The organism is Curtobacterium sp. P97, assembly GCF_023712445.1.
In the GTDB taxonomy this organism is placed as follows: domain Bacteria; phylum Actinomycetota; class Actinomycetes; order Actinomycetales; family Microbacteriaceae; genus Curtobacterium.
Genome location: NZ_JAMAYF010000046.1, coordinates 1 through 552 on the forward strand (window position 1 = coordinate 1; position 552 = coordinate 552).

Below are 552 nucleotides of genomic sequence, written 5' to 3' on the forward strand. Positions count from 1 at the left end.
CGTGCAGCCAGCCCCGCGGCGCGGCGACCGGGGCCCGGCCGGGGTCGGTGTCGGCGGTGAGCTCGTGCACGACCCCCGCACGGACGACGGTCGCGCGCCGCCAGGTGGCCGACACCCCGCGGCCCCACAGCAGCGCCTCGACGACCGACCCGCCCACCGACACCCACTCGGCCTCGACGCCCTCGGGCACCCGGTCGTGGTCGAGGCCCGGGGCCACCTTCACCACGCACCGCGGCACCGCCTCGAGCAGGGCGGCGACGGTCGACCACGGCGGGGACCAGCCGTCGGGGTCCAGCACGCGCCGGCCGCCGGCCCGCCGGGCGGGGTCCAGGACGGCGGCCGCGCAGCCGGCCACCTGCCCGTCGCGGGCGGCCAGCGCGCCGACCTGCCGCCACCAGTCCGACGAGCGGTCCCCGGCGGCCACGGTCTGCCGCATGAGCTCGAGGTGCACCGGGTCGGTCGTCGTCCCGGCGGTCGCCCCGGCGGGGCGCTCCTCCAGCGCCCACTGCCGGTCCCAGCGCAGGAACACCGGCACGAGCTCGAACCGCACCC

At 80.3% G+C, this 552-nt stretch carries 1 pseudogene; it reads right to left on the bottom strand.

Annotation, left to right across the window (positions count from 1 at the left end):
• Nucleotides 1–552: pseudogene (locus M3677_RS16850) on the bottom strand (hypothetical protein); the annotation flags it as partial.